Source organism: Streptomyces sp. ALB3, from assembly GCF_044385685.1.
Classification (GTDB): Bacteria; Actinomycetota; Actinomycetes; order Streptomycetales; family Streptomycetaceae; genus Streptomyces.
Window position 1 is genome coordinate 67,645 of sequence record NZ_JBISCE010000004.1, and the last position, 25,373, is coordinate 93,017.

Annotated in this window: 25 protein-coding genes; 20 read left to right on the top strand and 5 right to left on the bottom strand. The window is 71.1% G+C overall.

Features of this window, described 5'->3' with window-relative positions:
* Positions 1–171: 171 nt before the first annotated feature.
* The 10 genes from ACHFIV_RS05750 (at position 172) to ACHFIV_RS05795 (ending at position 11,150) form a co-directional block, all read left to right on the top strand.
* Complete coding sequence (locus ACHFIV_RS05750) at positions 172–948, top strand: enhanced serine sensitivity protein SseB (protein WP_398964350.1); 777 nt, start codon at positions 172–174, stop codon at positions 946–948.
* A gap of 153 nt (positions 949–1,101) precedes the next feature.
* Entirely contained in the window at positions 1,102–1,935 is an 834-nt protein-coding gene (locus ACHFIV_RS05755; RefSeq protein WP_398964352.1) for an enhanced serine sensitivity protein SseB C-terminal domain-containing protein, read from the top strand.
* A 354-nt stretch (positions 1,936–2,289) separates the two neighbouring features.
* A complete protein-coding gene (locus ACHFIV_RS05760; protein WP_398964353.1) occupies positions 2,290–3,282 on the top strand; it encodes an ABC transporter permease in 993 nt (330 codons plus the stop codon).
* A 44-nt stretch (positions 3,283–3,326) separates the two neighbouring features.
* Positions 3,327–5,087, top strand: a complete 1,761-nt coding sequence (locus tag ACHFIV_RS05765) for an ABC transporter substrate-binding protein (protein ID WP_398964355.1) — start codon at positions 3,327–3,329, stop codon at positions 5,085–5,087.
* A 90-nt stretch (positions 5,088–5,177) separates the two neighbouring features.
* A complete protein-coding gene (locus ACHFIV_RS05770) occupies positions 5,178–6,167 on the top strand; it encodes an ABC transporter permease (RefSeq protein WP_398964357.1) in 990 nt (329 codons plus the stop codon).
* A complete protein-coding gene (locus tag ACHFIV_RS05775; RefSeq protein ID WP_398964358.1) occupies positions 6,164–7,252 on the top strand; it encodes an ABC transporter ATP-binding protein in 1,089 nt (362 codons plus the stop codon). Before ACHFIV_RS05770 ends, ACHFIV_RS05775 begins: the two co-directional genes overlap by 4 nt.
* Positions 7,249–8,541, top strand: coding sequence for an ABC transporter ATP-binding protein (locus ACHFIV_RS05780; RefSeq protein ID WP_398964360.1), 1,293 nt, complete (start codon positions 7,249–7,251; stop codon positions 8,539–8,541). Before ACHFIV_RS05775 ends, ACHFIV_RS05780 begins: the two co-directional genes overlap by 4 nt.
* A gap of 18 nt (positions 8,542–8,559) precedes the next feature.
* Positions 8,560–9,231, top strand: a complete 672-nt coding sequence (locus ACHFIV_RS05785; RefSeq protein ID WP_398964362.1) for a trimeric intracellular cation channel family protein — start codon at positions 8,560–8,562, stop codon at positions 9,229–9,231.
* 61 nt (positions 9,232–9,292) lie between these two features.
* The gene (locus tag ACHFIV_RS05790) at positions 9,293–10,159 is read left to right on the top strand and encodes a thioesterase family protein (RefSeq protein ID WP_398964364.1); all 867 of its coding nucleotides are present in this window, start codon (positions 9,293–9,295) and stop codon (positions 10,157–10,159) included.
* A gap of 19 nt (positions 10,160–10,178) precedes the next feature.
* Positions 10,179–11,150, top strand: coding sequence for a helix-turn-helix transcriptional regulator (locus tag ACHFIV_RS05795; RefSeq protein WP_398964365.1), 972 nt, complete (start codon positions 10,179–10,181; stop codon positions 11,148–11,150).
* On the opposite strand, the gene ACHFIV_RS05800 is transcribed toward ACHFIV_RS05795, so the two are convergent.
* A complete protein-coding gene (locus ACHFIV_RS05800) occupies positions 11,122–11,955 on the bottom strand; it encodes an alpha/beta fold hydrolase (RefSeq protein WP_398964367.1) in 834 nt (277 codons plus the stop codon). The two genes, ACHFIV_RS05795 and ACHFIV_RS05800, sit on opposite strands and share 29 nt — an antisense overlap.
* 10 nt (positions 11,956–11,965) lie before the next feature.
* Positions 11,966–12,592, bottom strand: a complete 627-nt coding sequence (locus ACHFIV_RS05805; RefSeq protein WP_398964369.1) for a TetR family transcriptional regulator — start codon at positions 12,590–12,592, stop codon at positions 11,966–11,968.
* Between the two features lie 104 nt (positions 12,593–12,696).
* Here ACHFIV_RS05805 and ACHFIV_RS05810 point away from each other — a divergent pair, with 104 nt between their 5' ends.
* The 3 genes from ACHFIV_RS05810 to ACHFIV_RS05820 all read left to right on the top strand — a co-directional run bounded on the left by ACHFIV_RS05810 (position 12,697) and on the right by ACHFIV_RS05820 (position 14,504).
* Positions 12,697–12,852: a hypothetical protein gene (locus tag ACHFIV_RS05810; RefSeq protein WP_398964371.1), complete on the top strand. Its 156-nt coding sequence runs from the start codon at positions 12,697–12,699 to the stop codon at positions 12,850–12,852.
* Positions 12,853–12,867: 15 nt separating this feature from the next.
* Positions 12,868–13,197 carry a DUF4190 domain-containing protein gene (locus tag ACHFIV_RS05815; RefSeq protein WP_398964372.1) on the top strand — a complete coding sequence of 110 codons (330 nt, stop codon included), beginning with the start codon at positions 12,868–12,870 and terminating at the stop codon, positions 13,195–13,197.
* 137 nt (positions 13,198–13,334) lie between these two features.
* Positions 13,335–14,504, top strand: a complete 1,170-nt coding sequence (locus ACHFIV_RS05820; RefSeq protein ID WP_398964374.1) for a cysteine desulfurase family protein — start codon at positions 13,335–13,337, stop codon at positions 14,502–14,504.
* On the opposite strand, the gene ACHFIV_RS05825 is transcribed toward ACHFIV_RS05820, so the two are convergent.
* Positions 14,497–15,183, bottom strand: coding sequence for an N-acetylmuramoyl-L-alanine amidase (locus ACHFIV_RS05825; protein WP_398964376.1), 687 nt, complete (start codon positions 15,181–15,183; stop codon positions 14,497–14,499). The two genes, ACHFIV_RS05820 and ACHFIV_RS05825, sit on opposite strands and share 8 nt — an antisense overlap.
* A gap of 61 nt (positions 15,184–15,244) precedes the next feature.
* On the opposite strand from ACHFIV_RS05825, the gene mnmA reads away from it, so the two are divergent.
* Together mnmA and ACHFIV_RS05835 are read left to right on the top strand one after the other, a co-directional pair.
* On the top strand, positions 15,245–16,378 hold the full coding sequence (gene mnmA / locus ACHFIV_RS05830; protein ID WP_398964378.1) for a tRNA 2-thiouridine(34) synthase MnmA: 1,134 nt from the start codon (positions 15,245–15,247) through the stop codon (positions 16,376–16,378).
* 250 nt (positions 16,379–16,628) lie between these two features.
* Positions 16,629–16,925 (top strand): DUF3303 family protein, encoded by a 297-nt coding sequence (locus ACHFIV_RS05835; protein ID WP_398964380.1) that lies wholly within the window; start codon positions 16,629–16,631, stop codon positions 16,923–16,925.
* Between the two features lie 58 nt (positions 16,926–16,983).
* Here ACHFIV_RS05835 and ACHFIV_RS05840 read toward each other — a convergent pair whose 3' ends face one another.
* Entirely contained in the window at positions 16,984–17,784 is an 801-nt protein-coding gene (locus ACHFIV_RS05840) for an alpha/beta fold hydrolase (protein WP_398964382.1), read from the bottom strand.
* Positions 17,785–17,845: 61 nt separating this feature from the next.
* Positions 17,846–18,181, bottom strand: a complete 336-nt coding sequence (locus ACHFIV_RS05845) for a DUF427 domain-containing protein (RefSeq protein WP_398964384.1) — start codon at positions 18,179–18,181, stop codon at positions 17,846–17,848.
* Positions 18,182–18,282: 101 nt separating this feature from the next.
* Here ACHFIV_RS05845 and ACHFIV_RS05850 point away from each other — a divergent pair, with 101 nt between their 5' ends.
* The 5 genes from ACHFIV_RS05850 (at position 18,283) to ACHFIV_RS05870 (ending at position 25,281) form a co-directional block, all read left to right on the top strand.
* Positions 18,283–18,822, top strand: a complete 540-nt coding sequence (locus tag ACHFIV_RS05850; RefSeq protein ID WP_398964386.1) for a TIGR00730 family Rossman fold protein — start codon at positions 18,283–18,285, stop codon at positions 18,820–18,822.
* Positions 18,823–18,837: 15 nt separating this feature from the next.
* Positions 18,838–19,527, top strand: a complete 690-nt coding sequence (locus ACHFIV_RS05855; protein WP_398964388.1) for an SDR family oxidoreductase — start codon at positions 18,838–18,840, stop codon at positions 19,525–19,527.
* A 32-nt stretch (positions 19,528–19,559) separates the two neighbouring features.
* Positions 19,560–20,585 (top strand): methionine synthase, encoded by a 1,026-nt coding sequence (locus ACHFIV_RS05860; RefSeq protein ID WP_398964389.1) that lies wholly within the window; start codon positions 19,560–19,562, stop codon positions 20,583–20,585.
* A 37-nt stretch (positions 20,586–20,622) separates the two neighbouring features.
* Entirely contained in the window at positions 20,623–22,821 is a 2,199-nt protein-coding gene (ligA, locus tag ACHFIV_RS05865) for an NAD-dependent DNA ligase LigA (RefSeq protein WP_398964391.1), read from the top strand.
* A gap of 315 nt (positions 22,822–23,136) precedes the next feature.
* A complete protein-coding gene (locus ACHFIV_RS05870; protein WP_398964392.1) occupies positions 23,137–25,281 on the top strand; it encodes a putative bifunctional diguanylate cyclase/phosphodiesterase in 2,145 nt (714 codons plus the stop codon).
* Positions 25,282–25,373 lie beyond the last annotated feature (92 nt).

Here is a 25,373-nt window from a genome sequence, read left to right on the forward strand (position 1 = left end):
GAGGCGGTCACCGTTCGCATACGCACAGTTCGCGGGCCTCCCGGGGGCTGTCCGGAATCTGGACGGTACGGCGGGTCCGGACGCCGCTCCCGCCCGCGGCACTGCCTCGGGGGCGCGAGCCGGTCTAAGGTTTCTGCCGCACAGGCATGGCGAGAAAGGGATACAGACACCGTGGACATTCCGGCCCAGGCCCAGGCCCCGTCGCATCCGGCGCAGGGGTGGCCGGCCAACGAGCTCGAAGAAGTGCTCAGCGCCTCGCTCGGTGTGCCCGGGGCCGGCGGCCGGCTGGTCGAGGTGCTCGGCCGCAGCCTGGTGTGGGTGCCCCTGCCGAACGGTGGCGGGCCCGACAGCGCCGACCTCGACCTGCCGACGATCGACATCGACGGCGGCGCGTACGTCCCCGTCTTCAGCTCCGAGGCACAGTTCCTCAGCTGCGTCGGCTCCCACCTCTCCTTCACGGTGGCGCCCGCACGTGAGTTCGCCCGTGGACTGCCCCCGCAGCTGGGCGTGGCGGTCAACCCGGGTGGTGCCGTCGGGGTGCCCCTGCCCCCGCCCGCCGTGGCCGAGCTCTGCCGGGCCGGCCGCACTCCGCTGGACGGCCCCGCGAGCGGCGGCCGGGTGCGGCTGTACGAACCGGACTGGAAGGAGGATCCCGTCGACTTCCTCTCCGCGGTGTCCGCCGAATTCCAGGAGACCGGTGTGGTGAGCACCGCGCGCCGGGCGCTGGCCAGCATCGAGGGCGACAGCCCCGTCCTCTTCGTCGGCGTCGAGTTCGCCGTGTGGGACGCCGCGGCGCAGAGCGTCCCGCTGGACGCCCTGGGACGCGCGCTGGGCCGGGTCCAGGTGCCCTGGCCGGTCAACATCGTCCTGCTCGACGTGGCACAGGACCCGGTGGGTGACTGGATGCTGGAGAAGGTGCGCCCGTTCTACCGGCGCGACGGGTACTGAGACCGGGGCCCCCGCTGCCACGTGGCGCCGGGCCGGTGTCGGGCCCTGCGCATAAGCTGGTTGGATGACGAGGCCGCCCCGTGGGCCCGGGAGCGGCACGGCAGCACGGTGGAGCATGCGGGAACAGCGGATCGAAGAGGGGCGGGACCCAGGGTGAGTGCGTCAGGCATGGGGGCGGCCGGCGGGGTCTCCCCTTCCCGTGCGGAGCCGGGAGTCCGGGCAGAGGTCGAACACGTACTTCGCCAGGTGACCCCCGGGCGCCTCGACACCTACGAGGCGCTCCTGCGGTCCCTGTCGGAGGGCCAGGTCTGGATGCTGCTCTGGCACGGCACGGCGGGCTCTCCCGACGCCCAGTACGGCAACATGGAGGTCGACGGCCTGGGTTACGCCCCCTGCGTGACCTCTGCCCAGGAGCTCTCCGCCAGCGGCTGGAACAGGGCCCACGAGGTGACCACGGGCCGCGACATCGCCCGCGCCCTCTTCCCCGACCGCTGGGGCATCTGGCTCAACCCGCACGCCCCCGGTGGTGGCGTGGGCATCCCCTGGCTCGACCTGCGCCGGATCGCCACCGGCCTCGACCGGATGCCCGCGGGGCCGTTGCGGCTCACCGAACCCGCCGTCGAGATCCCGCAGTTCTACGCCCTGCTGTCGCAGAACGCCCACCGCACCCCCGCCGTCCGCGCGTTGCGCCGCGCCTGGGTGCAGCCGGCGCTCGGCGTTCCCTACCTCGCGATCGGACTCGACCTCTACGACACGGGCCGGCCGTCCGTCGACGCCGTCCGCGCGATGATGCAGCAGTCGATCGGTGTCGTCCCCGACGGGCTGCCCGTCTCCACGGTCTCCCTGTCCGACGAGTACGACCCCGTCGCCATGTGGCTGAACGCCAACTCGCGGCCCTTCTACGACCGTGAGGCGCACGCTCCCGCGCCCGCGGCACCGGGCTACGGCTACCCCCCGGCGACCGGCCCCGTCCCGCGCGCATACTGACGGAGCGTCAGCTGAGCGCCCGCCCGGGAGCCGATTGATGGCGACTCCGGCGCAGGTGCGTGCCATGTCCCTTATCGCCGGTTGGTACCCATCGGCACCGCTCAGAAAGCACGGCTGTCCGGATAGCGGAAGCCCCTTGGCAGCATCACGTTTATGCAAACATTCCCCGTCAGGTCTGGCGGGTGATCGCAAAGTGGTTGAAGACTCCACACAGCAGGTCCTCCATGCCCGGCGAACCCCTTTTTCAAACAGGCGAGTTCGATAGGGCATGATCACATCTGTCACTTTTTGTTAGAGCCGCTACAGCGGCGGTCACAGGCCGGCCACCGTCGGCCGAGAGGGGTCTCCAGCGCAATGACGGCACCGATCGAGACCACCGGGGCGGACGCGCGGCCCGAAACGGTGCTGGAAGGCGCCGGGCGCAAGGAGATCGAGGGCCGTTCGCTCGGCCGCATCGCCTGGACGCGCTTCAAGCGGGACAAGGCCGCGATGGCCGGTGGCATCGTTGTCGTGCTGCTGATCCTCACCGCCGTACTGTCCAAGCCGCTGCAGTCGCTGCTCGGGCTCGACCCCAACGCGTTCAACCAGAGCCTGGTCGACCCCGTCCTGCTGGCGCCCAAGGGCGCCCTGGGCGGCATGAGTTGGGACCACCCCCTCGGAGTGGAGCCGCAGACCGGGCGCGACATCCTGGCGCGCATCCTGGAAGGCTCCTGGGTCTCCCTCGTCGTCGCCGTCGGCTCCACGCTGCTCTCGGTCGTCATCGGCGTCGTCATGGGCGTCGTGGCCGGGTTCTACGGCGGCTGGGTGGACAGCTTCATCAGCCGGCTGATGGACACCTTCCTCGCCTTCCCGCTCCTGCTCTTCGCGATCTCCATCTCCGCCTCCCTCCAGGGCAACGCCTTCGGGATGGAAGGGCTCACGCTGCGGATCGCGGTCCTGATCTTCGTGATCGGCTTCTTCAGCTGGCCCTACATCGGCCGTATCGTCCGCGCGCAGACCCTGTCACTGCGCGAGCGCGAGTTCGTCGAGGCCGCCAGGTCGCTCGGCGCCCGGGGCCCGTTCATCCTGTTCCGCGAGCTGCTGCCGAACCTGATCGCGCCGATCCTCGTGTACGCGACGCTGCTGATCCCCACGAACATCCTCTTCGAGGCCTCCCTGTCGTTCCTCGGCGTCGGCATCGCGCCTCCGCAGGCGTCCTGGGGCGGCATGCTCACGCAGGCGGTCGACCTCTACGAGGTGGACCCGATGTTCATGGTCATCCCCGGTATGGCGATCTTCATCACCGTGCTGGCCTTCAATCTGCTGGGGGACGGGCTGCGTGACGCACTCGACCCTCGTGGCAAGTAATCGCGGCAGTGCCGCACCGGACTAGCGAGGGGGCTTTCCTCAGCATGCAGAACAGAAAGACAGCAGCGGCCATAGCCGTGGCCGTAGCGGTGTCGCTCGGCGCGTCGGCCTGCAGTGGCAGTGACAAGGGCGGTGACAGCAACGGCGGTGGGGGCAACGCCAAGACGGACGCCGCGCTGACGAGCATCGTCAACGCGACCGACAAGAAGGGGGGGACGGTCACGTACGAGCACTCCAGTGGCCCGGACTCCCTCGACCCGGGCAACACGTACTACGGCTGGGTGCAGAACTTCTCCCGCCTGTACGCCCGTTCCCTGGTGACCTTCAAGCCGGCCGCCGGCAAGGAGAGCCTCCAGGTCGTCCCCGACCTGGCCACCAGCCTCGGCAAGGCGAGCGCCGACGCCAAGACCTGGACCTACACGATCCGCAAGGGCGTGAAGTTCGAGGACGGCACCGAGATCACCTCGAAGGACGTCAAGTACGCCGTCGAGCGCTCCAACTTCGCGCCGGAGGCCCTGTCCAACGGCCCGACGTACTTCAAGGCCTACCTCGAGGGCGGCGACAAGTACAAGGGTCCGTACAAGGACAAGTCCGCCGGGGGCCTCAAGTCCATCGAGACCCCGGACGACCACACCATCGTCTTCAAGCTGAACAAGCCGTTCGCGGACATGGACTACCTCGCCGCCTTCTCGCAGACCGCTCCGGTCCCGCAGAAGGCCGACACGGGTGCCAGCTACGTCCAGAAGATGGTCTCGTCCGGCCCCTACAAGTTCTCGGCGTACGACGAGAGCAAGGGCGCGACGCTCGTCCGCAACCCGGAGTGGGACCCGAAGACGGACCCGATCCGCAAGGCGCTGCCGGACAAGATCGAGCTGAAGCTCAACGTCAACCCCACCACGGTCGACGACCACCTGCTCAACGACGTGAGCACCGCTGACGTCGCGGGCACGGGTCTGCAGTCCAAGACGCAGCCCAAGGTCCTCGTCAAGGCGGCGGAGAAGGCCAAGACGGACAACCCGTACGCCGGCGCCCTTCAGTACATGGCGCTGAACGTCAACGTGAAGCCGTTCGACAACATCGAGTGCCGCAAGGCCGTGCAGTACGCGGTCGACAAGCAGAGCCTGATCGACTCGATCGGCGGCTCGGTCAAGGGCGACCCGGCCAGCACGGTCATCCCGCCGACCGTCGCCGGTTACAAGAAGTTCGACCTGTACCCGTCCGAGGGCAGCAAGGGCGACATCGCCAAGGCGAAGGAGCACCTGACCAAGTGCGGTCAGCCCAAGGGCTTCAAGACCACGCTGACGGCGCGCTCGGACCGTCCTGACGAGATCACTGCCGCCACGCAGCTCCAGGGCAGCCTGAAGGCGATCGGCATCACCGCCGAGATCAAGCAGTTCCCGTCGGACAAGTACTTCACGGACTTCGCGGGCGTCCCCGCGTGGGTCCACAAGAACAACGCCGGCATGATGATGATGCAGTGGGGCGCCGACTGGCCGACCGGCTTCGGCTTCCTGGACCAGATCGTGAACGGCTCGGCCATCAAGCCGTCCGGTGGCACGAACCTGATGGAGCTGAACGACAAGGCCGTCAACGAGGCCCTCGTCAAGGGCATCGGCACGGTGGACACCACGGCGCGCAACGCCGCGTGGGGCGAGGTCGACCAGAAGGTCATGGAGAACGCCTCCCTCGTTCCGCTCGTCTACCGCAAGAACCTGCTCTACCGCCCGGACTCCGCGGCGAACGTCACGGTCACGGACGCGTACCTCGGCATGTACGACTACGTGCTGATGACGTCCACCAAGTAACACCTGTTCATCGACAGCATCCCCTGAAAGGCAGGTGAAGGCGCCGGGCCGGCGGGCGTACCCCGTCCGCCCGCCCGGCGCCGCACGGCTGTGGCTGCGTACATCATCCGACGCGTATTCGCCGCGGTGTTGCTGCTGCTGGTGGTCAGCGCAGTCACGTTCGCGATCTTCTTCCTGGTGCCCCGTCTCGGCGGGCAGACCCTCGACTCGATGGCCGCCCAGTACGTCGGGAAGAGCCCCGACCCCGACGTCATCGCCGCGGTCAAGAAGAACCTGGGGCTCGACCAGCCCCTCTACATGCAGTACTGGAACTTCATCAAGGGCATCGTCGTCGGCGCCGAATACCAGTTCGGCCCCGACCCGGTCACCTGCAACGCCCCGTGCTTCGGCTACTCCTTCAAGACCCACACCGAGATCTGGCCCCAGCTCGTCGACCGTGTACCGGTCACGCTGTCGCTGGCCGTCGGTGCCGCGGTCATCTGGGTCGTCTCCGGTGTCGCGATCGGTGTCCTGTCCGCTCTGAAGCGCGGCTCGTTCTTCGACCGCCTCTCCATGGGCGTCGCCCTCGCCGGCGTCTCCCTGCCGATGTTCTTCACCGGTCTCGTCGTGCTGGCGCTGTTCGGCAACGGGGAGTACGTCCCGTTCGCCGACAGTCCGCTCGAGTGGGCGGGCAGTCTGGTGCTGCCCTGGTGCACGCTCGCCCTGCTGTACTCCGCGCTCTACGCCCGGCTCACCCGGGCCGGGATGCTGGAGACGATGGGCGAGGACTACATCAGAACCGCGCGGGCCAAGGGCCTCGAGGAACGCAAGGTGGTCGTCAAGCACGGGCTCCGCTCGGCGCTCACCCCGCTCGTCACCATCTTCGGCATGGACTTCGCGCTCCTGCTCGGCGGCGCGGTCATCACCGAACGGGTCTTCTCCTTCCAGGGGCTGGGTGCCTTCGCCATCCAGGGCGTGACCACGGCCGACCTGCCCAAGGTGATGGGCGTGACCCTGGTCGCCGCCTTCTTCATCGTCATCTGCAACCTGCTGGTGGACCTCGTGTACGCCGCGATCGACCCCCGGGTGAGGCTCTCATGAGCGACGCGACCAAGAAGGACTCCCCGGCGGCGGAGGCCGTTCCGGCGCCCCGCTCCGGCGACGGCAAGGAATTCCTGTCCGTCCGCAACCTCAGTGTCCACTTCGACACCGACGACGGCCTGGTCAAGTCCGTCGACGGCGTCAGCTTCGACCTGAAGGCGGGCCAGACCCTCGGCATCGTCGGCGAGTCCGGCTCCGGCAAGTCCGTGACCTCGCTGGGGATCATGGGCCTGCACACCTCGGAGCGTGCCCGCATCGGCGGTGAGATCTGGCTCGACGGCGAGGAACTCATCAGCGCCGGACCCGAGCGCGTACGCCGGCTCTGCGGCCAGAAGATGGCCATGATCTTCCAGGACCCGCTGTCCGCCCTGCACCCGTACTACAGCATCGGCGCGCAGATCGTGGAGGCCCACCGGGTCCACAACAAGGTCGACAAGAAGGCCGCGAAGAAGCGTGCCATCGAGATGCTCGACCGTGTCGGTATCCCCGAGCCGCACCGCCGGTACGAGGACTACCCGCACCAGTTCTCCGGCGGTATGCGCCAGCGCGCGATGATCGCGATGGCCCTGGTCAACAACCCGCAGCTGCTCATCGCTGACGAGCCGACGACCGCCCTCGACGTCACCGTCCAGGCGCAGATCCTCGACCTGATCCGCGATCTGCAGAAGGAGTTCGGCTCCGCGGTCGTCATGATCACCCACGACCTCGGTGTCGTGGCCGAGATCGCCGACAACCTGCTCGTCATGTACGCGGGGCGCTGCATCGAGCGCGGCAGCGCCGAGAAGGTGTTCTACGAGCCCCAGCACCCCTACACCTGGGGCCTGCTCGGCTCGATGCCGCGCATCGACCGGGAGCAGACGGAGCGGCTCATCCCCGTCAAGGGCTCGCCGCCCAGCCTCATCAACGTCCCGTCGGGCTGCGCCTTCCACCCGCGCTGCCCGTACGCCGACGTCCCGCCGGACAACATCACCCGCACCGAGCGCCCGGAGCTGCAGCAGGTCAGCGACGGGCACTACTCCGCGTGCCACATGTCGCGTGAGCAGCGCGACCGGATCTGGACCGAAGAGATTGCGCCGAAGCTGTGACTGATCTGAACAAGAAGACTCCCGCGCCCGCCGCGGCCGGGTCGGACGGGTCCGGTTCCGAGCCGCTCCTCAAGGTCGAGGGTCTGGTCAAGCACTTCCCGATCACCAAGGGCGTGCTGAAGCGCAAGGTCGGGGCGGTCCAGGCCGTGGACGGGCTGACCTTCGACGTACGCCCCGGTGAGACCCTGGGTGTCGTCGGGGAGTCGGGCTGCGGCAAGTCGACCATGGGCCGGCTGGTGACCCGGCTGCTGGAGCCGACCGGCGGCAAGATCGAGTTCCAGGGCCGCGACATCACCCACATGTCCGCGGGGCGGTTGCGGCCGATGCGCCGCGACATCCAGATGATCTTCCAGGACCCCTACGGCTCGCTGAACCCGCGCCACACGGTCGGCGGGATCGTCGGGACCCCCTTCCGGCTCCAGGGCGTCAAGCCCGAGGGGGGTGTGAAGGCGGAGGTCCAGCGGCTGCTGGAACTGGTGGGGCTCAACCCCGAGCACTACAACCGCTATCCGCACGAGTTCTCCGGGGGCCAGCGCCAGCGCATCGGCATCGCCCGGGCGCTCGCGCTGAAGCCGAAGCTGGTCGTCGCGGACGAGCCGGTCTCGGCGCTGGACGTGTCGATCCAGGCCCAGGTGGTGAACCTGCTGGACGACCTCCAGGAGGAGCTCGGGCTCACCTACATGATCATCGCGCACGACCTGTCGGTCATCCGTCACGTCTCGGACCGGATCGCGGTCATGTACCTCGGCAAGATCGTCGAGCTGGCGGACCGCACGTCGCTGTACACGGCTCCGATGCACCCGTACACGAACGCGCTGATGTCCGCGGTGCCGGTGCCGGACCCGCGCCGGCGCGGGGCCAAGAGCGAGCGCATCCTGCTCAAGGGCGACGTGCCGTCGCCGATCTCGCCGCCGAGCGGCTGCCGCTTCCACACCCGGTGCTGGAAGGCGACGCAGATCTGCAAGACCACCGAGCCGCCGCTGCTCCAGCTGAAGACCGGGCACCAGGTGGCGTGCCACCACCCGGAGAACGGCGAGGACCAGGCGCCTGGGGACGCGCCGCTCGTGGCGGACGTGATCACCGTGAAGTCCGCGGGCACCGCGGAGCCGGCCGCCGCGTCGGAGGCGGAGAAGGTTTCCGAGCCGGCCGCCGCACCGGTCGCGGGGAAGGTTTCCGAGCCGGCCGCCGCACCGGAGGGGCCGGAGAAGTCTGCCGGGCCCGCCCCCGACAGCGACGGCAAGGGTTCCCCCGCACCGTCCACGGGTGCGGAGGACAAGGGGAAGGAGTAGTACCGGCACAATTGCCCGGTGCTCAACGAACTCTTCACCCCCTCCGTCCAGCATGCGCTCGACATCGTCGGGATCTTCGTCTTCGCGATCTCGGGCGCGCTGCTCGCCGTACGCAAGAACTTCGATGTCTTCGGCATCGCGGTCCTCGCCGAGGTGACGGCGCTGGGCGGGGGGATCTTCCGTGACGTGATGATCGGCGCGCTGCCTCCCGCGGCCTTCACGGACCTCGGCTACTTCGTGACCCCGCTGATCGCCGCCGGCCTGGTCTTCTTCCTGCACCCGCACGTGGAGCGGATCCAGGCCGGGGTCAACGTCTTCGACGCGGCGGGACTGGGGCTCTTCTGCGTGGCCGGCACGATCAAGGCGTACGAGTACGGCCTCGGCCTCACCGCGTCCGCCGCGCTCGGCCTGGCCACCGCGGTCGGCGGCGGCGTGCTCCGCGACGTCCTGGCCAACGAGGTGCCGTCCCTGCTGCGCTGGGACCGCGACCTCTACGCCGTGCCCGCGATCGTCGGAGCGGTCATGGTGGTCCTCTGCATCCGTTTCGAGGCCCTCAACGCCTACACCAGCGGCGCCGCCGCGATCACCGCGTTCGTCCTGCGGCTGTTCGCCATGCGCTTCCACTGGAGGGCGCCGCGTGCCTACAACAGGCGTTCGGCCACGGCGGAGGAGACCCCGGCCGTCATCTGACGACAACCGTGCGGGCGAAAAAGCTACCGCTCAGTAATACGATCGGTGTACGGTGCATGCCATGGCACAGGCAGCAGCGCAGGAGTCGCGCGACGTACAGGCGACCATCGGTGACAGCGAGTTCGACCGCGACACCGCCGTGACCCTCCGGGAGGAGGGCGTCTACGACGCGGAACTCTCCGCGGGCTGGACGATCATCCACGCGGTCAACGGTGGTTACCTGCTGGCCATGCTCGGCCGCGCACTCGGCGAGGCGCTCCCGCACTCCGACCCCTTCTCGGTCTCCGCGCACTACCTCACGGCGTCCGTCCCGGGACCCGCGGTGATCCGCACCCAGGTCGTCCGCGCCGGCCGCACCCTCTCCACCGGCGAGGCCTCGCTCTTCCAGTTCGCGGAGGACGGCACGGAGATCGAACGCATCCGGGTGCTGGCCACCTACGGTGATCTCGGCGGCCTGACCGACGAGATCCGTACGTCGGCCCGTCCGCCGGTCATGCCGCCCCTGGCGCAGTGCCTCGGGGCGAGCGACGGCACGGCGCCGATCCCCGGCAGCTCGGCCATCACCGAACGGCTCGACGTCAAGCTCGACCCGGCGACGGTCGGCTGGGCCGTCGGCGCACCGTCGGGCAGGGGCGAGATGCGGGGCTGGTTCGGGCTGGCGGACGGCCGTGACGCCGACCCGCTCTCCCTGCTGCTCACCGTGGACGCCCTGCCCCCGACCTCCTTCGAGCTGGGCCTGAAGGGCTGGACGCCCACCATCGAGCTGACCACCCACATCCGCTGCCGCCCCGCCCCCGGGCCGCTGCGCGTCTCCATCACCACCCGCAACCTCGCGGGCGGCTTCCTGGAGGAGGACGCGGAGGTCTGGGACAGCGCGGACCGCCTCGTCGCCCAGTCCCGCCAGCTGGCCCGCGCGCCCCGCGGCTGAGGTCCGCCAGGATGGTGCGGTGAAGTCCGACAGGCTCCTCTCCGTCCTGCTCCTGCTCCAGACCCGCGGCCTGGTCCCCGCAACGGAGCTGGCCGAGCGTCTCGAAGTCTCCGTACGCACCATCTACCGGGACGTCGAGGCGCTCTCGGCCTCCGGCGTGCCCGTGTACACGGAGCGGGGACGCAACGGGGGGATCGCCCTGCTGCCGGGCTTCCGCACCGATGTCACCGGGCTCACCGCGGACGAGGCGCGCGCCCTCTTCGTCCTCGCCGCACAGGGGGCGCACGCCGCGCTCGGGCTGGACGCCGCACTCGGTTCCGCGCTGCGCAAGGTGATGGCCGCGCTCCCGGCCCCGCACCGGCCCGCCGCCGAACAGACCAGCCGCCGCATCCTGGTGGATCCCGTCCGCTGGATGAAGGGACCGCAGGCCGCCGTCGACGTGGGTGAACTGCACGACGCGGTCTTCGCCGACCGGAGACTGCTGCTGCGCTACCGGCACAGCGGCACGGACACCCCGTGCGTCCACACCGTCGATCCTTACGGCCTCGTCGTGAAGGCCGGCGTCTGGTATCTGATCGCCGACCTGGACGGAGCACCCCGGCTCTTCCGCGCGGACCGGGTGGAGCGGGCGGACCTCACGCAGGAGCCCGTGGTGCGCAGGGAGGGAGTGGAGCCCGCCGACGTGTGGGAGGAGCTGCGCCGGCGGGTCGAGGAGCGGCCGGGGGACGTCCGGCTCCACGTCCGCGTGCGCCGGTCCCGGCTGGACCTCTTCGTGCGCCTGTGCGCGGGAGTGCTGACCGGCCGGCCGGAGCCGGATGAGGAGTCGGCGGGGGAGTGGCTGGTGGCCGAACTCGCCGTGCCGGAGACCGGGTGGGCGCGTTCCCTGCTCTCCTTCGGCCCCGACCTCGAGGTCCTCGCGCCCCCGGAAGCCCGCCGCCTGCTCGCCGAGGCGGCGGCGGCGGTCACCGAGCTGTACGCAGGAAACGGGTGAGCGCCGCCGTCAGCTCGGCGGGCGCGTCCTCCTGCACCAGGTGCCCGGCGCCTTCGATCAGCTGCAGCTCGGCGCCCGGGATCATTCCGGCGAGTTCACGGCCGCGGGCGACCGGGATCCAGGTGTCCTCCGCGCCCCAGCAGACCAGCACCGGCAGCTCCAGTTCTCCGTAGCGGTGCTGGATGTCGTCGGTGAACCGCTGGTCGTTCTGGGCGATCTGCCGGTAGAACGCGGGCTGCCCGGAGCCGGTGCACCAGGGGGCGACGAGCCTGTCCAGGACCGCCGGGTGGAGTCCTCGGTGGCTGGCCGAGCCGACGTACTCGGTCACCAGCGCCCGGTGCAGGTCCGGCGGCAGCTCGCCGAATACCTCGGCCCGGCCGCCGAGCAGCCGGTAGGCGGGTGAACCCCAGGGCGCCAGCGCCACCGGGTCCACCAGGGCCAGCCTCCGGTAGCGGGCGCCGTGCAGCAGGTGCGCGCGCAGAGCGACACAGCCCCCGAAGTCGTGCGCGGCCACGGCCGGTCCGTCCAGCCCCCAGTGTCCGAGGAGGTCGGTGAGCACCCGGGCCTGGGCGCGCAGCGACACGTCCTGGCCGGCGTACTGCGCGGAGGCGCCGTAGCCCGGCAGGTCCCACACGTACACGCGGTGGTCCTGTGCGAGCCCCCGGGCGATGCCGCGCCAGACGTACGACGAGAAGGGCGTGCCGTGCACCAGGACGACGGGCGGTGCCTGCCGGGGGCCGAGAGCGGCCCAGCGGACCTCTCCCGAGGAGCTGGCGAAGGTCCGGTCCAGAGTCCAGTCACTCATGTCACCGACCCTACGGCGGCGTGTCCAGCCAGTGGGCCCGGCCCAGTGTGACCAGGCGCAGCCTGCGGCGCGCCACCCGGACGACCTCCTGTTCGCCCTCCGGCCCGGCGTCCAGCAGTGCCGAGGCGGTGAGCACCATGTGGTCGACGTACAGCCCGCCCAGCATCAGGAGGTCCTCCCGGTCCCATCCCGCCGACTCGGGCTCCGCGGCGAGTACGTGGGCGACCTCCTCGGCGAAGCCGCGCAACTGTGCCGCGATCGCGGCGCGGACCTGACCGACGCCGCCGTGCTGCTCGCGGGCGATGAACCGGAAATGGGCGGGCTGGCGCGTGACGTGACGGGTTATCAGTCCGACGCTGCGGTCGAGCCGTTCCTCGCTGTCCCCGGTGTCGGCGAGGATCGCGCCGATCATGCCGTGCAGGCTCCCCAGCGTCTCCTCGACCAGGGCGACGCCCAGGGCCGCCGTGCCGTCGAAATGCCGGTAGAAGGCTGTCGGGGTAACGCCCACGGCCCGCGTCACCTCGCGAAGGCCCAGGCTGCTGAGGCTCTGGTGCTCCAGCAGTTCCAGTGCCGCGTCGAGCAGTGCCTGGCGGGTCCTCTGCTTCTGGGCCTGGCGGACGCCGATGGTGTGACTCATGCCATTCAGTAAACAACCGTTCTCCGAGTCCAGGAAGGGGTACAAGGTCCTAGACTCGAACTCGGTGAACAGTTGTACTCTCAAAGCTCGCAGAAAGGCCGGACATGCTCGTCCTCGTAGCCGCCCTGCTCCTGCTGGGCGTCGTCCTCGGAGCGGTCGCACACCTCCCGCTCCCCGTGGCCCTGACCGCCGCGGCCGTGATCGGTCTCTGGCTGGCGGTCTTCGGCGTACGTGAACGCCTCGCCCGCCGCACCCGCTGACGAAGGAGCCGCACCATGGCACTCACCACCGCGCGCACCGCTGAATCCGACGCACGTTCCGCCGAGTCCCGCCGGGCCGGTGCCACCTCCGGCGGCGGCCAGCCGGTGGGCCGGGAGGCCGACGGCCTCGCCGTCGCCTCGTTCGTGCTCGGACTGCTCGGCCTCCTGGTGATGAACATCCTGCTCGGCCCGGTCGCCATCGTCATGGCGGTCGTCGCCCTCTCCCGGTCCCCCGCCCGCCGTGGCCGTGCTCTGCTCGGGCTGGGCCTCGGCGTCGCCGACCTGGTCGTCCTCGCGGCCCTGGTCACGGCCAACGGCACCGTGTCCTGGAGCCTGGCGGGCTGATCCCGCTGCCGCACGCGCCGGCCGGCCCGCCCACCGTACGACCGGACCGTGGCCGAGGGCGCCGGCGAGGCCGTCGAGGCTCCGGGGCACCGCCCTCGGCACGCTCCGCGCCACGGGCTCGTAGAATCGTCTCCACCATGGCCTACCTCGACCACGCCGCGACCACGCCGATGCTTCCGGAGGCGATCGCGGCGATGACCGCGCAGCTCGCCGTCACCGGGAACGCGTCCTCCCTGCACGCTGCCGGGCGCCGGGCCCGCCGTACCGTCGAGGAGTCCAGAGAGACCCTCGCCGACGCGCTCGGCGCGCGCCCCAGCGAGGTGGTCCTGACCTCCGGCGGAACCGAGGCCGACAACCTCGCCGTGAAGGGCCTCTACTGGGCCCGCCGCGACGCCGACCCCCGGCGCACCCGGGTGCTCGCCAGCCTCGTGGAGCACCACGCCGTGCTCGACGCCGTGGACTGGCTCGCCGAGCACGAGGGCGCCACCGTCGAGTACCTCCCGGTCGACCCGTACGGACGTGTCCACCCGGAAGCGCTGCGGGAGACGCTCGCCCGCAGCAGCGACGACGTCGCCCTGGTCACCGTCATGTGGGCCAACAACGAGATCGGCACCATCATGCCGATACGTGAACTCGCCGAGGTGGCGCGCGAGTTCGACGTCCCCATGCACTCCGACGCGGTGCAGGCGTTCGGGCAGCTGGAAGTCGACTTCGCCCGTTCCGGGCTGGCCGCGATGACGGTCAGCGCACACAAGATCGGGGGTCCGTTCGGCATCGGGGCGCTGTTGCTCGGACGTGACCAGAGCCCCGTGCCCGTGCTGCACGGCGGAGGCCAGGAGCGGCACGTGCGCTCGGGCACCCTGGACGTGCCGGCGGTGGCCGCCTTCGCCGTGGCCGGCCGGCAGGCGGCCGACGGTCGCGAGGACTTCGCCCACGGCATCGGCGCGCTCCGTGACGAGCTGGCCGCCGCCGTGCTGAAGGCCGTCCCCGACGCCCTCCTCGGCGGCGACCCGGCCCCCGGCGGGCGGCTGCCGGCCAACGCGCACTTCACCTTCCCCGGCTGCGAGGGCGACTCCCTCCTCCTGCTGCTCGACGCCCAGGGCATCGAGTGCTCCACCGGGTCGGCCTGCACCGCGGGCATCGCCCAGCCCAGCCACGTGCTGCTGGCCACCGGCACCGACCCCGCCCTGGCGCGCGGCACGCTGCGCTTCTCGCTCGGGCACACGTCGACCGGGCAGGACGTGAGGGAACTCGCGCGGGCGATCGGCCCCGCGGTCGAGCGGGCCAGGACGGCAGGGCTCAGCTAGCCCGCGCCCCCGCCGTGGACGCCGCGCGCACCAGCTTCATGTAGCGGGGCCAGTCCCAGTGCGGTCCCGGGTCGGTGTGGTCCGTGCCGGGCACCTCGACGTGCCCGATGATGTGCTCGCGGTCCACCGGGATCCCGTGCCGCCTGCATATGGCGGCCGTGAGCCGCGCGGAGGACTCGTACATCTCGGCGGTGAAGTCCTGCGGCCGGTCGACGAAGCCCTCGTGCTCGATACCGACACTGCGTTCGTTGAACGAGCGGTTGCCCGCGTGGTACGCCACGTCGAGCTCCCGGATCATCTGCGTCACCCGGCCGTCCTGCCCGACGATGTAATGCGTCGCCGCCTGGTGCGCCGGGTCCTGGAAGACCTTGACCGCGCTGGCGTAACTGCCCTGGGTGACATGGACGATCACCCGGTCCACGCCGTAGTCGTCGGGGCGGTCGGCCCGCCGCCAGTTCGCCTCGGAGGCCGCGATCCAGCTCGCCGGGGCGTAGTCCAGCTCCCCGGCCCTGCGGGGCTTCTCCACACCCGGCACCCGCCACCAGACGCGCCGGATCTCCTCCGCGGCCAGTACGGCCGTGCCCGCCGCAGCCACCCCGCCGCCGATCAGAAGCGTGCGCCGGCTGATGCCGTGACCAGGGCCTTCGGCCGACGGTCCGGCACTCCCGTTGTTCCCCATGTGCTGCTCAACGCTTATCCGCGAGCATTCGGTTCCCGGAGCCCCGTACTCTGGTGAAGCTATGACTCAGACCTCCCAGCGCCCCCTCCGTGTACTCGCCGCCATGTCGGGCGGAGTCGATTCCGCCGTCGCGGCCGCGCGAGCCGTCGAGGCAGGCCACGACGTGACCGGTGTGCACCTCGCTCTCTCGGCGAACCCGCAGTCCTTCCGTACGGGCGCACGCGGCTGTTGCACCATCGAGGACTCCCGGGACGCCCGCCGCGCGGCCGACGTCATCGGTATCCCGTTCTACGTCTGGGACCTGGCGGAACGCTTCCGCGAGGACGTCGTGGACGACTTCGTCGCGGAGTACGAGGCCGGGCGCACGCCCAACCCCTGCCTGCGCTGCAACGAGAAGATCAAGTTCGCCGCCCTGCTCGACAAGGCACTGGCCCTCGGCTTCGACGCCGTCTGCACCGGCCACTACGCCACCGTCGTGCTCAAGCAGGACGGGACCCGGGAGCTGCACAGGGCCTCGGACATGGCCAAGGACCAGAGCTACGTCCTCGGCGTCCTGGACGAGAAGCAGCTCGCCCACGCGATGTTCCCGCTCGGCGACACCCTCACCACCAAGGACGAGATCCGGGCCGAGGCCGAGCGCCGGGGCCTGGCGGTCGCCAAGAAGCCCGACAGCCACGACATCTGCTTCATCGCCGACGGCGACACCCAGGGCTTCCTCGCGAGCCGTCTCGGAGGTCCCGCCGAGGGCGACATCGTCGACGAGTCGGGCACGAAGGTCGGCACCCACGAGGGCGCCTTCGGCTTCACCATCGGCCAGCGCAAGGGCCTGCGGATCGGCCACCCCGCCCCCGACGGCAAGCCGCGCTACGTCCTGGACATCTCCCCGGTGGACAACACGGTGACGGTCGGCCCGGCCGAGGCCCTGGACGTCACCGCGCTCACCGCGATCAGGCCCCGCTGGTGCGGCACGGCCCCCACGGGCCCCGGGACGTACACCGCCCAGCTCCGCGCCCACGGCGGCGAGACCGAGGTGACGGCGGAGGTCACCGACGGCACCCTGTCCGTCACCTTCACCGAGCCGGTGCGGGGTGTGGCCCCGGGCCAGGCGGTGGTGCTGTACGACGGCACCCGGGTCGTCGGCTCGGCGACCATCGCGACGACGGTGCGGCGAGAGACGGCACCGGCCGCCGGCTGAGGGGCCGGGGCCGGCACGGCCGGAACGCGGCGTCATCGGTTGCACGCGCGGATCGTCCGCACGCGGTGTACGTACGACGGGGTCGGCCTCCCCGTCCCGTCGGCAGGCCGAGGGTGCTGCCGCGCTTCCGGGTGGCCGGTACCCAGCCCTGACGGAAGCCCTGCGTCCCTCGAATGGCGTGGCCCGGGTGCGGCCCGGTCACACCGCTCCAACACTGGAGCGGCTTGCCGTCGAGAGGAACGAGGCACCCATGAGAACGATGCTGGTGATCCACATGGACACACAGAAGTCCAGCCAGATGATCCAGAACAACGAGATGGCGCAGTTCATGCGGTCCATGCTGGAGCAGCTGCGGCCGGAAGCCGCCTACTTCGGGCCGCACGATGGAGTGCGTACCGCTTTCGTCGTCATCGACCTGGAGGACCCTTCTCAGCTCCCGAGCATCTCCGAGCCGTTCTTCGCGCAGCTCGGTGCCAGGGTCGAGATGTTCCCGGTGATGACCGCCGAGGACGTACGGACGGGTCTGGAGCGATACGCGTCGTCCTGAACGTGACCCCGCACAGTCACGTCCGACCCCTGTACGGGCGTGGCTGCGCGGGGCGGTCTCAGGACGCCTGGCGTGCGTGCACAGGCCTGTCGAAGAACTCCGCCAGCACCGGTGCGATCACGTGCGGCGCCAGCTCGCGGGTCTGACCCGTCAGCGTGCGGTGCCTGGCCCTGGGGATCGCGGCGGCGAGCGCGAGGGTCGTCGCGTGTGCCTGCGCCGTGCTGAAGCCACCGGTCACCACCAGGGTGCGGGCGGTGACCGACGCGAACCTCGCGGCGGGCACCGAGCCGTCACCCAGCAGCGCGTCGTCGTAGGCGAGGGTGTGGGCCACCGCCTCCAGGCCGGACCACAGCGGGGCCCGTCGCATCCGCGTGATCGTGTCCTCGGGTACTCCGGTCCGGGACAGGTACAGCTCGACGGCACCGCCCCGGTCACCGTCCGCCAGCAGCCGGTGCAACCGGGCCGTGCAGCGGGACTTGTACAGGAGGCCGGTGGTGCCCGGGGTGTACGGAGGCTCGTAGACCGCGAGGAGGTCCACCGGCAGCCCCGCCGCCTGCGCCTCCAGGGCCAGCGCCCCGCCCGACAGCATGCCGAACACCGAGACCCGCTCACCCGTCGCGGCCACGACCGCCGCCAGGTCCTCGATCTCGCGGCGGACCGTGTACGGCCCGCCGTCGCCGCTCACCCCGCGCCCCCGGCGGTCGTAGGTGACGACCGTGAAGCGCGGGACCAGCAGGGCGGCCAGCGCCGCCCCGTCGGCCGCCGTGCTCAGGGCCCCGCCGACCAGGAGCACGGTCGGTCCGTCGCCGCGCCGGCGATACGCGATCGACGTGCCGTCACGGGAGAGAGTCTTGTCCATGTGAGGGTGGACTGCGGTGCCGCGTGGAACTCATCGCCACGGCGCGGAAGAACTTCCCGGGTCAGCCGGCGACGACATCGGTGGCGTAGAAGCAGAAGTGGTCCCTGATGGCGGCGACCTGCTCCTTGGGCTCCGGATACGCCCAGACCAGGTCCGCCGCACCGGGCAGCGACCAGTACGAGGCGTCCCCCTTGAAGGGGCAGTGCGTGCGGGTGTCCGAGGGCGTCAGCATCTCGGTGCGGACGTCCTCGGGCGGCAGGTAGTAGCGGTCGGGGCAGCCCGTCTCGCGCAGCACCAGCGGGCGGCGGCTCTCGGCGACGACCTGCCCGTCGTGCACGGCGCGCACATGCACTTCGGCGGGTCCGACGGTGATCGTGTGTCCGGTGAGGGAGGTCATGTCCGGTTCAGCCGCGGAGAAGGCCCGTTTCTTCCCGGGCCCGGGAGTCGTCCCGCCGCCCGGGAGTCCCGGAGGCGCGGGAGCGGCCGTACGGTGTCCGCATGAACATCTGCGTCTTCCTCTCCGCCGCCGACCTCGACGACCGGTACACCGTGCCCGCCCGTGAATTCGCCGACCTGCTGGGCAGGGGCGGACACACCCTGGTCTGGGGCGGGTCGGAGAGCGGGCTGATGAAGGTCGTGGCGGACGGCGTCCAGGAGGCCGGGGGGCGGCTCGTCGGGGTGTCGGTGGAGTTCCTGGCGGCGAAGGCGCGCGCGAACGCCGACGAGATGGTGATCGCCAAGGACCTCGCCGAGCGCAAGGCCCTGCTCCTGGAGAAGGCCGACGCGATCGTGATCATGGTCGGCGGCACGGGGACACTCGACGAGGCGACCGAGATCCTGGAGCTGAAGAAGCACGGCAAGCACACCAAGCCGGTCGTCCTGCTGAACACCGCCGGGTTCTACGACGGCCTGCACCAGCAGTTCCAGCGCATGGAGGACGAGGGCTTCCTCCCGGTCCCGCTGACCGAGCTGGTCTTCTTCGCCAAGGACGGCGTCGGGGCGCTGGCCTACCTGGAGGAGTGGGCCGGTCTGCAGTGATGCGAGCATGAGGGCATGCCTACTCACCTCATCACCGGTGCCGGCTCCGGTATCGGCGCGGCGGTCGCCCGCCGGCTCCTGGAGCGCGGCGACGAACTCGTGCTGCTGGCCCGGGACGCGGGCCGTGCCAAGGAACTGGCCGCGCTCCACCCCGGCGCCCGCACACTCGTCGGTGACCTCGGGAACCCCGACCGGCTCTCCTGGGCCTTCGGACAGCAGCCCATGCCCGAACGCCTCGACTCGCTGCTGCACATCGCGGGCGTCGTCGAACTCGGCACGGTCGGCGACCTCACCCCCAAGGCCTGGCACTTCCAGCTCAACGCCAACCTGGTCTCCCCGGCCGAACTGACGCGCCTGCTCCTGCCGCAGCTACGCGTCACCCACGGCCACGTCGTCTTCGTGAACTCCGGCGCCGGGCTCGCGGCGCACGCCGAATGGGGCGCCTACGCCGCCAGCAAGCACGGGCTGAAGGCGCTCGCCGACTCGCTGCGCCACGAGGAGCACGGCAACGGCGTCAGGGTCACCTCCGTCTACCCGGGCCGCACCGCCAGCCCCATGCAGGCCAAGGTCCACCAGCAGGAGGGCAAGGAGTACGACGCATCGCGCTGGATCGACCCCGAGTCGGTGGCCACCACGATCCTGCTGGCCCTCGATCTGCCGCGGGACGCCGAGATCAACGACCTGACGGTCCGACCCGGCCGCTGAGGGCACGCGCCCGGGGACCGTAGGCTTTCCGCGTGAGCGACAAGAGCAGGTTCAGCGCGAGTGCAGCCACCGGGATCGGGTCCATGCCGGGAGGAGACGCCCGGGAGGCGGCCAGGACCGTCACCGGCTCGTTCGCCGACGGGCAGGGCATGCCGTACCTGGCGGAGCTGCCCGCGCGGGGTCCGGGCGCGGACATGACCGGGCGGACCATCGGCCTGCTCGTGGAGATGTACGGCCATGTGGAGCCCAGCGGCTGGCGCATCAGCGACAGGCCGGGCCGCGACACGCGCCGGGCCCGCTCCTGGCTGGGCGAGGACCTCGACGCCCTGGAGGAGTTCTCCCAGGGGTACGAGGGGCTGCTCAAGGTCCAGGCCGTCGGCCCGTGGACCCTCGCGGCAGGACTGGAACTGCGGGGCGGCGAGGCCATGCTCGGCGACCCGGGAGCCTGCCGTGATCTGGCGGGCTCGCTGGCCGAAGGACTCCGCTCCCACCTCGCCGAGGTGCGGCGCAGGGTCCCCGGCGCCGAGGTCGTGCTCCAGCTCGACGAACCCTCCCTGACCGCGGTGCTCCTGGGGCGGGTCCGGTCGGCGAGCGGTTACCGCACCTACCGCGCGGTGGACCGCCAGGTGGTCGAAGGAACGCTGCGCGAGGTGCTCGCGGCCAACGGCGAAGAGCCCACGGTGGTCCACTCGTGCGCCCCCGAGGTGCCGTTCGCGCTGCTGCGACGCGCCGGGGCGGACGCGGTCTCCTTCGACTTCTCGCTGCTCACCGAGCGTGAGGAGGAGGCGATCGGGGAAGCCGTCGAAGGCGGTACCCAGCTCTTCCTCGGCGTGGTGCCCGGACTCGAAGCCGCGTCGACCCCATTGTCGGACCCGGGCGGTAGCGTCAAGGACGTCAGGACGTTGTGGAGCAGGCTGGGGCTGAATCCGGGGACTCTGAGCGAGTCCGTCGTGATCACCCCGTCCTGCGGGCTGGCGGGAGCGTCGCCCGCGTACGCGCGCGCCGCGCTCGCCCACTGCGCCCGCGCCGCGAGGTCACTCGCGGACAACCCTGAGTAACGGGTCAGGTCGACGGGGTAACGGGAGGAAACAGGCGATGGCCGGCGAACAGCAGGCGCAGCAGCTCACCGGTGTGACGGCGGAGGTGCGGGAACAGCACGCACTTCTCGCCGAGCAGATCGAGGAGCACCGCTTCCGGTACTACGTGAAGGACCAGCCCGTCATCGACGACGCCGGGTTCGACCGGCTGATGCGCGAGCTGGAGGCCATCGAGGAGCAGCACCCCGAGCTGCGCACCCCGGACTCGCCGACCCAGAAGGTGGCGGGGCCCTACACCACGGAGTTCACCTCCGTCGAGCACCGTGAGCGCCTGCTCTCCCTGGACAACGCCTTCGACGACGCGGAGCTCGCGGCCTGGGCCGAGCGCGTGGCCAAGGACGTGGGCAGGGGCGGGTACCACTTCCTGTGCGAGCTCAAGGTGGACGGCCTCGCCGTCAACCTCACCTACGAGCACGGCAGACTGACCCGGGCGGCGACCCGCGGCGACGGCCGCACGGGGGAGGACATCACCCCCAACGTCCGTACGATCGCCGACATCCCGCTCCGCCTCAAGGGCGACCGCATCCCCGCACTCGTCGAGATCCGGGGCGAGGTCTTCTTCCCCATGGAGGCCTTCGAGGGGCTCAACGCCCGGCTCGTCGAGGCCGGTGACAAGCCCTTCGCCAACCCGCGCAACGCGGCGGCCGGGTCGCTGAGGCAGAAGGACCCGAAGGTCACCGCCACCCGCCCGCTGCACATGGTGGTGCACGGCATCGGCGCCCGTGAGGGCTTCGACATCGACCGGCTCTCCCAGGCCTACGACCTGCTGAGGGAGTGGGGCCTGCCGACCGCCAGGCACAACAAGGTGGTCGGGTCCCTCGACGAGGCGCGGGAGTTCATCGCCCACTTCGGTGAGCACCGCCAGTCCGTCGAGCACGAGATCGACGGCGTCGTCATCAAGCTCGACGAGATCCCGCTCCAGGGCAGGCTGGGCTCCACCTCGCGCGCGCCCCGCTGGGCGATCGCCTGGAAGTACGCGCCGCAGGAGGTCAACACCAAGCTGGTCAACATCCGGGTCGGCGTCGGGCGGACCGGCCGGGTCACGCCGTACGCCCAGGTGGAGCCGGTCGAGGTGGCGGGATCGGAGGTCGAGTTCGCCACCCTGCACAACCAGAACGTGGTGAAGGCCAAGGGCGTCCTCATCGGCGACACGGTGGTCCTGCGCAAGGCGGGAGACGTCATCCCGGAGATCCTCGGGCCGGTCGTCGATCTGCGTGACGGCAGCGAGCGGGAGTTCGTCATGCCGTCGGAGTGCCCCGAGTGCGGGACGCCGCTGCGTCCCATGAAGGAGGCCGACATCGACCTCCGCTGCCCCAACGCCCGCTCCTGTCCCGCCCAGCTGCGGGAGCGCCTGGCCTATCTCGCGGGCCGCAAGTGCCTGGACATCGACCACTTCGGCTACGTGGCCGCCGCCGCCCTGACCAAGCCCCTGGAGCCGGCCGAGCCGCCGCTGCTCGACGAGGGGGACCTCTTCGGCCTGACGGTGGAACAGCTGCTGCCGATCCGCGCGTACGTCCTGGACGCGGACAGCGGGCTGCCCAAGCGCGACCCGAAGACGGGCGAGGAGAAGATCGCCACGGTCTTCGCCAACCAGCAGGGCGAGCCGAAGAAGAACGCCCTCAGCATGCTGGAGGGGATCGCCGAGGCACGGCAGGCCCCTCTCGCCCGCATCCTCACCGGACTCTCGATCCGGCATGTCGGGCCCGTGGCCGCCGTCGAACTGGCCCGGCAGTTCCGGTCCGTCGACCGGATCGACGAGGCGTCCGAGGAGGAGCTCGCCGCGGCGGACGGGGTGGGGCCCATCATCGCCGCCTCCGTCAAGCAGTGGTTCGCCGAGGACTGGCACCGCGAGATCCTGCGCAAATGGCGCGAGGCCGGGGTGCGCATGGAGGACGAGGGCGCGGGACAGGACGAGGGGCCGAGGCCGCTGGAGGGGCTCACCGTCGTCGTCACCGGCACGCTGACCGCGCACACCAGGGACGGCGCCAAGGAAGCGCTCCAGAGCCGCGGCGCCAAGGTCACCGGATCCGTCTCGAAGAAGACGTCCTTCGTGGTGGTGGGCGACAACCCGGGGTCGAAGTACGACAAGGCGATGCAGCTGAAGGTGCCCGTGCTCGACGAGGAGGGCTTCGCGGTACTCCTCGAAGAGGGCCCGGACGCGGCCCGGGAGGCCGCCGTACCCGTCGAGGAAGCCTGATCGAGGCGCGATCGAGACGTGCGCGGCGCGTGGTCATGAGCGACGGGGGAAAAAAGCGGACGAGGCGGAGAGGCGGGGCGCCGGAAAGCCCGGCCCGGCTCGCCCGTCTCACCCGTTCGGCGCATATCGGAAAGTCAGGAGTGTCGGGCCGCATTCGGGCAAGAGCTGCAGAGCGCTGCCCGTGGGGGGCTTCGTCGGCCTACTGTTGAACGAGCGCCTGCCCGTGCCCGGCCGCCTCGTGGGATCCGGGTCGTGGTGGCATGGGAGCGGGGGCCACCATGGGACATCGGCACCGCCGGCTGTGAGAGGGACGGAATGGAACCGACCGAGAGCGCCGCACCGGTGTCGCGGCTGCAGGGTTTCGTGGACCTCACGCCCAAGGTGGGCGCCGTCGTCGTGGCGGTCGCCGCCGCGCAGCTCGCGACCGGGTTCTACCGGACGGTCCAGGACGGCCGCGCCCTCTTCCCCGACGGGACCGCGGGCTGGTCGCTCGCCCTGCTCACCGGAATCATCGTGGGCCACCTGGTCGCCCTCGGCAGGGACCGCTGGTGGGGCGGAACAGGCTCGGGCGCGGCACTCACCCTCGCCGTCCTGCTGCTCTACGGCTGGGTGGCCGCCGGCCTGGTCAGCCTCGTCGTCGTGGTGCTCGTGGGCACCGCCAGGCGTCACCGCTGGTGGCAGGGGCTGCTCCACGGAGCGGTCGACATACTCGGCATCGGCGCGGCCGCGCTCGTGCTGTCCGCCCTCGGTGAGGCGCCGAGCGTGGAGGCGCCCTGGCGGCCGCTCCACTGGGGCATCGGGTCCTTACCGGACGTGCTGCTCGCGGCCGGTGCCTATCTCCTGGTCACCCGCGTCCTGCTCTGGTACGCCAGGGCGTCCCAGCACGGCGGGCTGCCGACGATCGCCCGCACCGCGCTGCTGCGCCAGGGCCTCGTCGCGGTCGCCCTGCTCGGCATCGCCCCGCTGATCTGTGTGGTGGCGTCGGCGAAACCGGTGCTCCTGCCGCTCTTCGCCGTCCCGCTGATCGCCCTCGACTCCACGCTGTGGATCGCCCGCGCGCGGGCCGAGGAGCAGCTGAGGGATCCGCTCACCGGCCTGCCCAACCGGCAGTGGCTCCTGGAGCGGACGTGGACGGCGCTGGACGAGGCCGACGGCACCGGTGCCAGGTCCGCACTCGTCCTGATCGACCTGGACCGCTTCCGGGCCGTCAACGACACCCTCGGACATCTCGCCGGGGACCGCCTCCTGCTCCAGATAGCGGAGCGACTGCGGCTCGCCCTGCCACGCGGGGCGGAGGCCGCGCGGCTCGGCGGCGACGAGTTCGCCGTGCTGCTGCCGACCGCGGACTCGATCACCAGTGCCCAGCGCATCGCCCGCCACCTGGTCGCCGCACTCTCCTCGCCCCTCGACCTGGACGGGCTCACGCTGGTGCTGGAGGCGAGCGCGGGGGTCGCCGTCCACCCCGACCACGCTCTCGACGCCGAAGGGCTGCTCCGGCGGGCGGACGTCGCCATGTACCAGGCCAAGCGGGACCGCACGGGCGTGGAGGTCTACGAGTCCAAGCGCGACAGCAACACCCCCGACCGTCTCGGTCTGCTGGGTGATCTGCGCCGGGCCCTGGACGCCCGTGAGGTCGAACTCCACTACCAGCCCAAGGTCCGCTTCGACGGCCAGGTCGCCGGCCTCGAGGCGCTCGTGCGCTGGGTCCATCCGGAGCGTGGCCGGGTCCCCCCGGACGAGTTCATCGCGATCGCGGAATCCTCCGGACTGATGCCGCACCTCACCGAGTACGTGCTGGAGACGGCGCTGGCGCAGGTGGCCAGGTGGCGGGCGCAGGGGCTGTTCGTCCCCGTCGCGGTCAACGTCTCGCCGCGCGACGTCCACACCCCCGGCTTCGCCGGCAGCGTCGCCGCACGGCTCGCCCGGCACGGAGTCCCGGCCGGCGCCCTGCAACTGGAGATAACCGAGCACGTCCTGCTGGAGGACCCGCAGCGGGCCGCCGACACCCTGGCGGGGCTGACCGGGCACGGGGTGAAGATGTCCCTCGACGACTTCGGCACGGGCTACTCCTCCCTCGTCCACCTGCGGAAGCTGCCGGTCAGCGAACTCAAGATCGACCGGTCGTTCGTGGCGCGGCTGGCCGTGGACCACGAGGACGCCGAGATCGTCCGCTGCACCATCGACCTGGCCCACTCGCTGGGACTGATCGTCGTCGCCGAGGGGGTCGAGGACGACGAGACCTGGGAGCGGCTGCGGGACCTGCAGTGCGACGCGGTCCAGGGGTGGCTCGTCGCCGCCGCGATGCCGCCGCAGGAGACGACGGCCTGGCTGCGGGCGCGCGGCGAGCACGGATGGCGACGGCCGGGGGAGCGGGAAGCCGCTGCCGAGCCGGCAGTGGCGGCCGAGCCGGCGCCCAGGCCCGCGGGACGCGCCCTGAACCCCGGCACGGCGACGGCCTGAGGCCCGGCAACGCCCGGTCCGGTGCGGGTCCGAGGCCCGGCAACGCCCCGGGGCGCTGCGGGCGAAGGCCCGACCCGGGGTCGTTTTGTCCC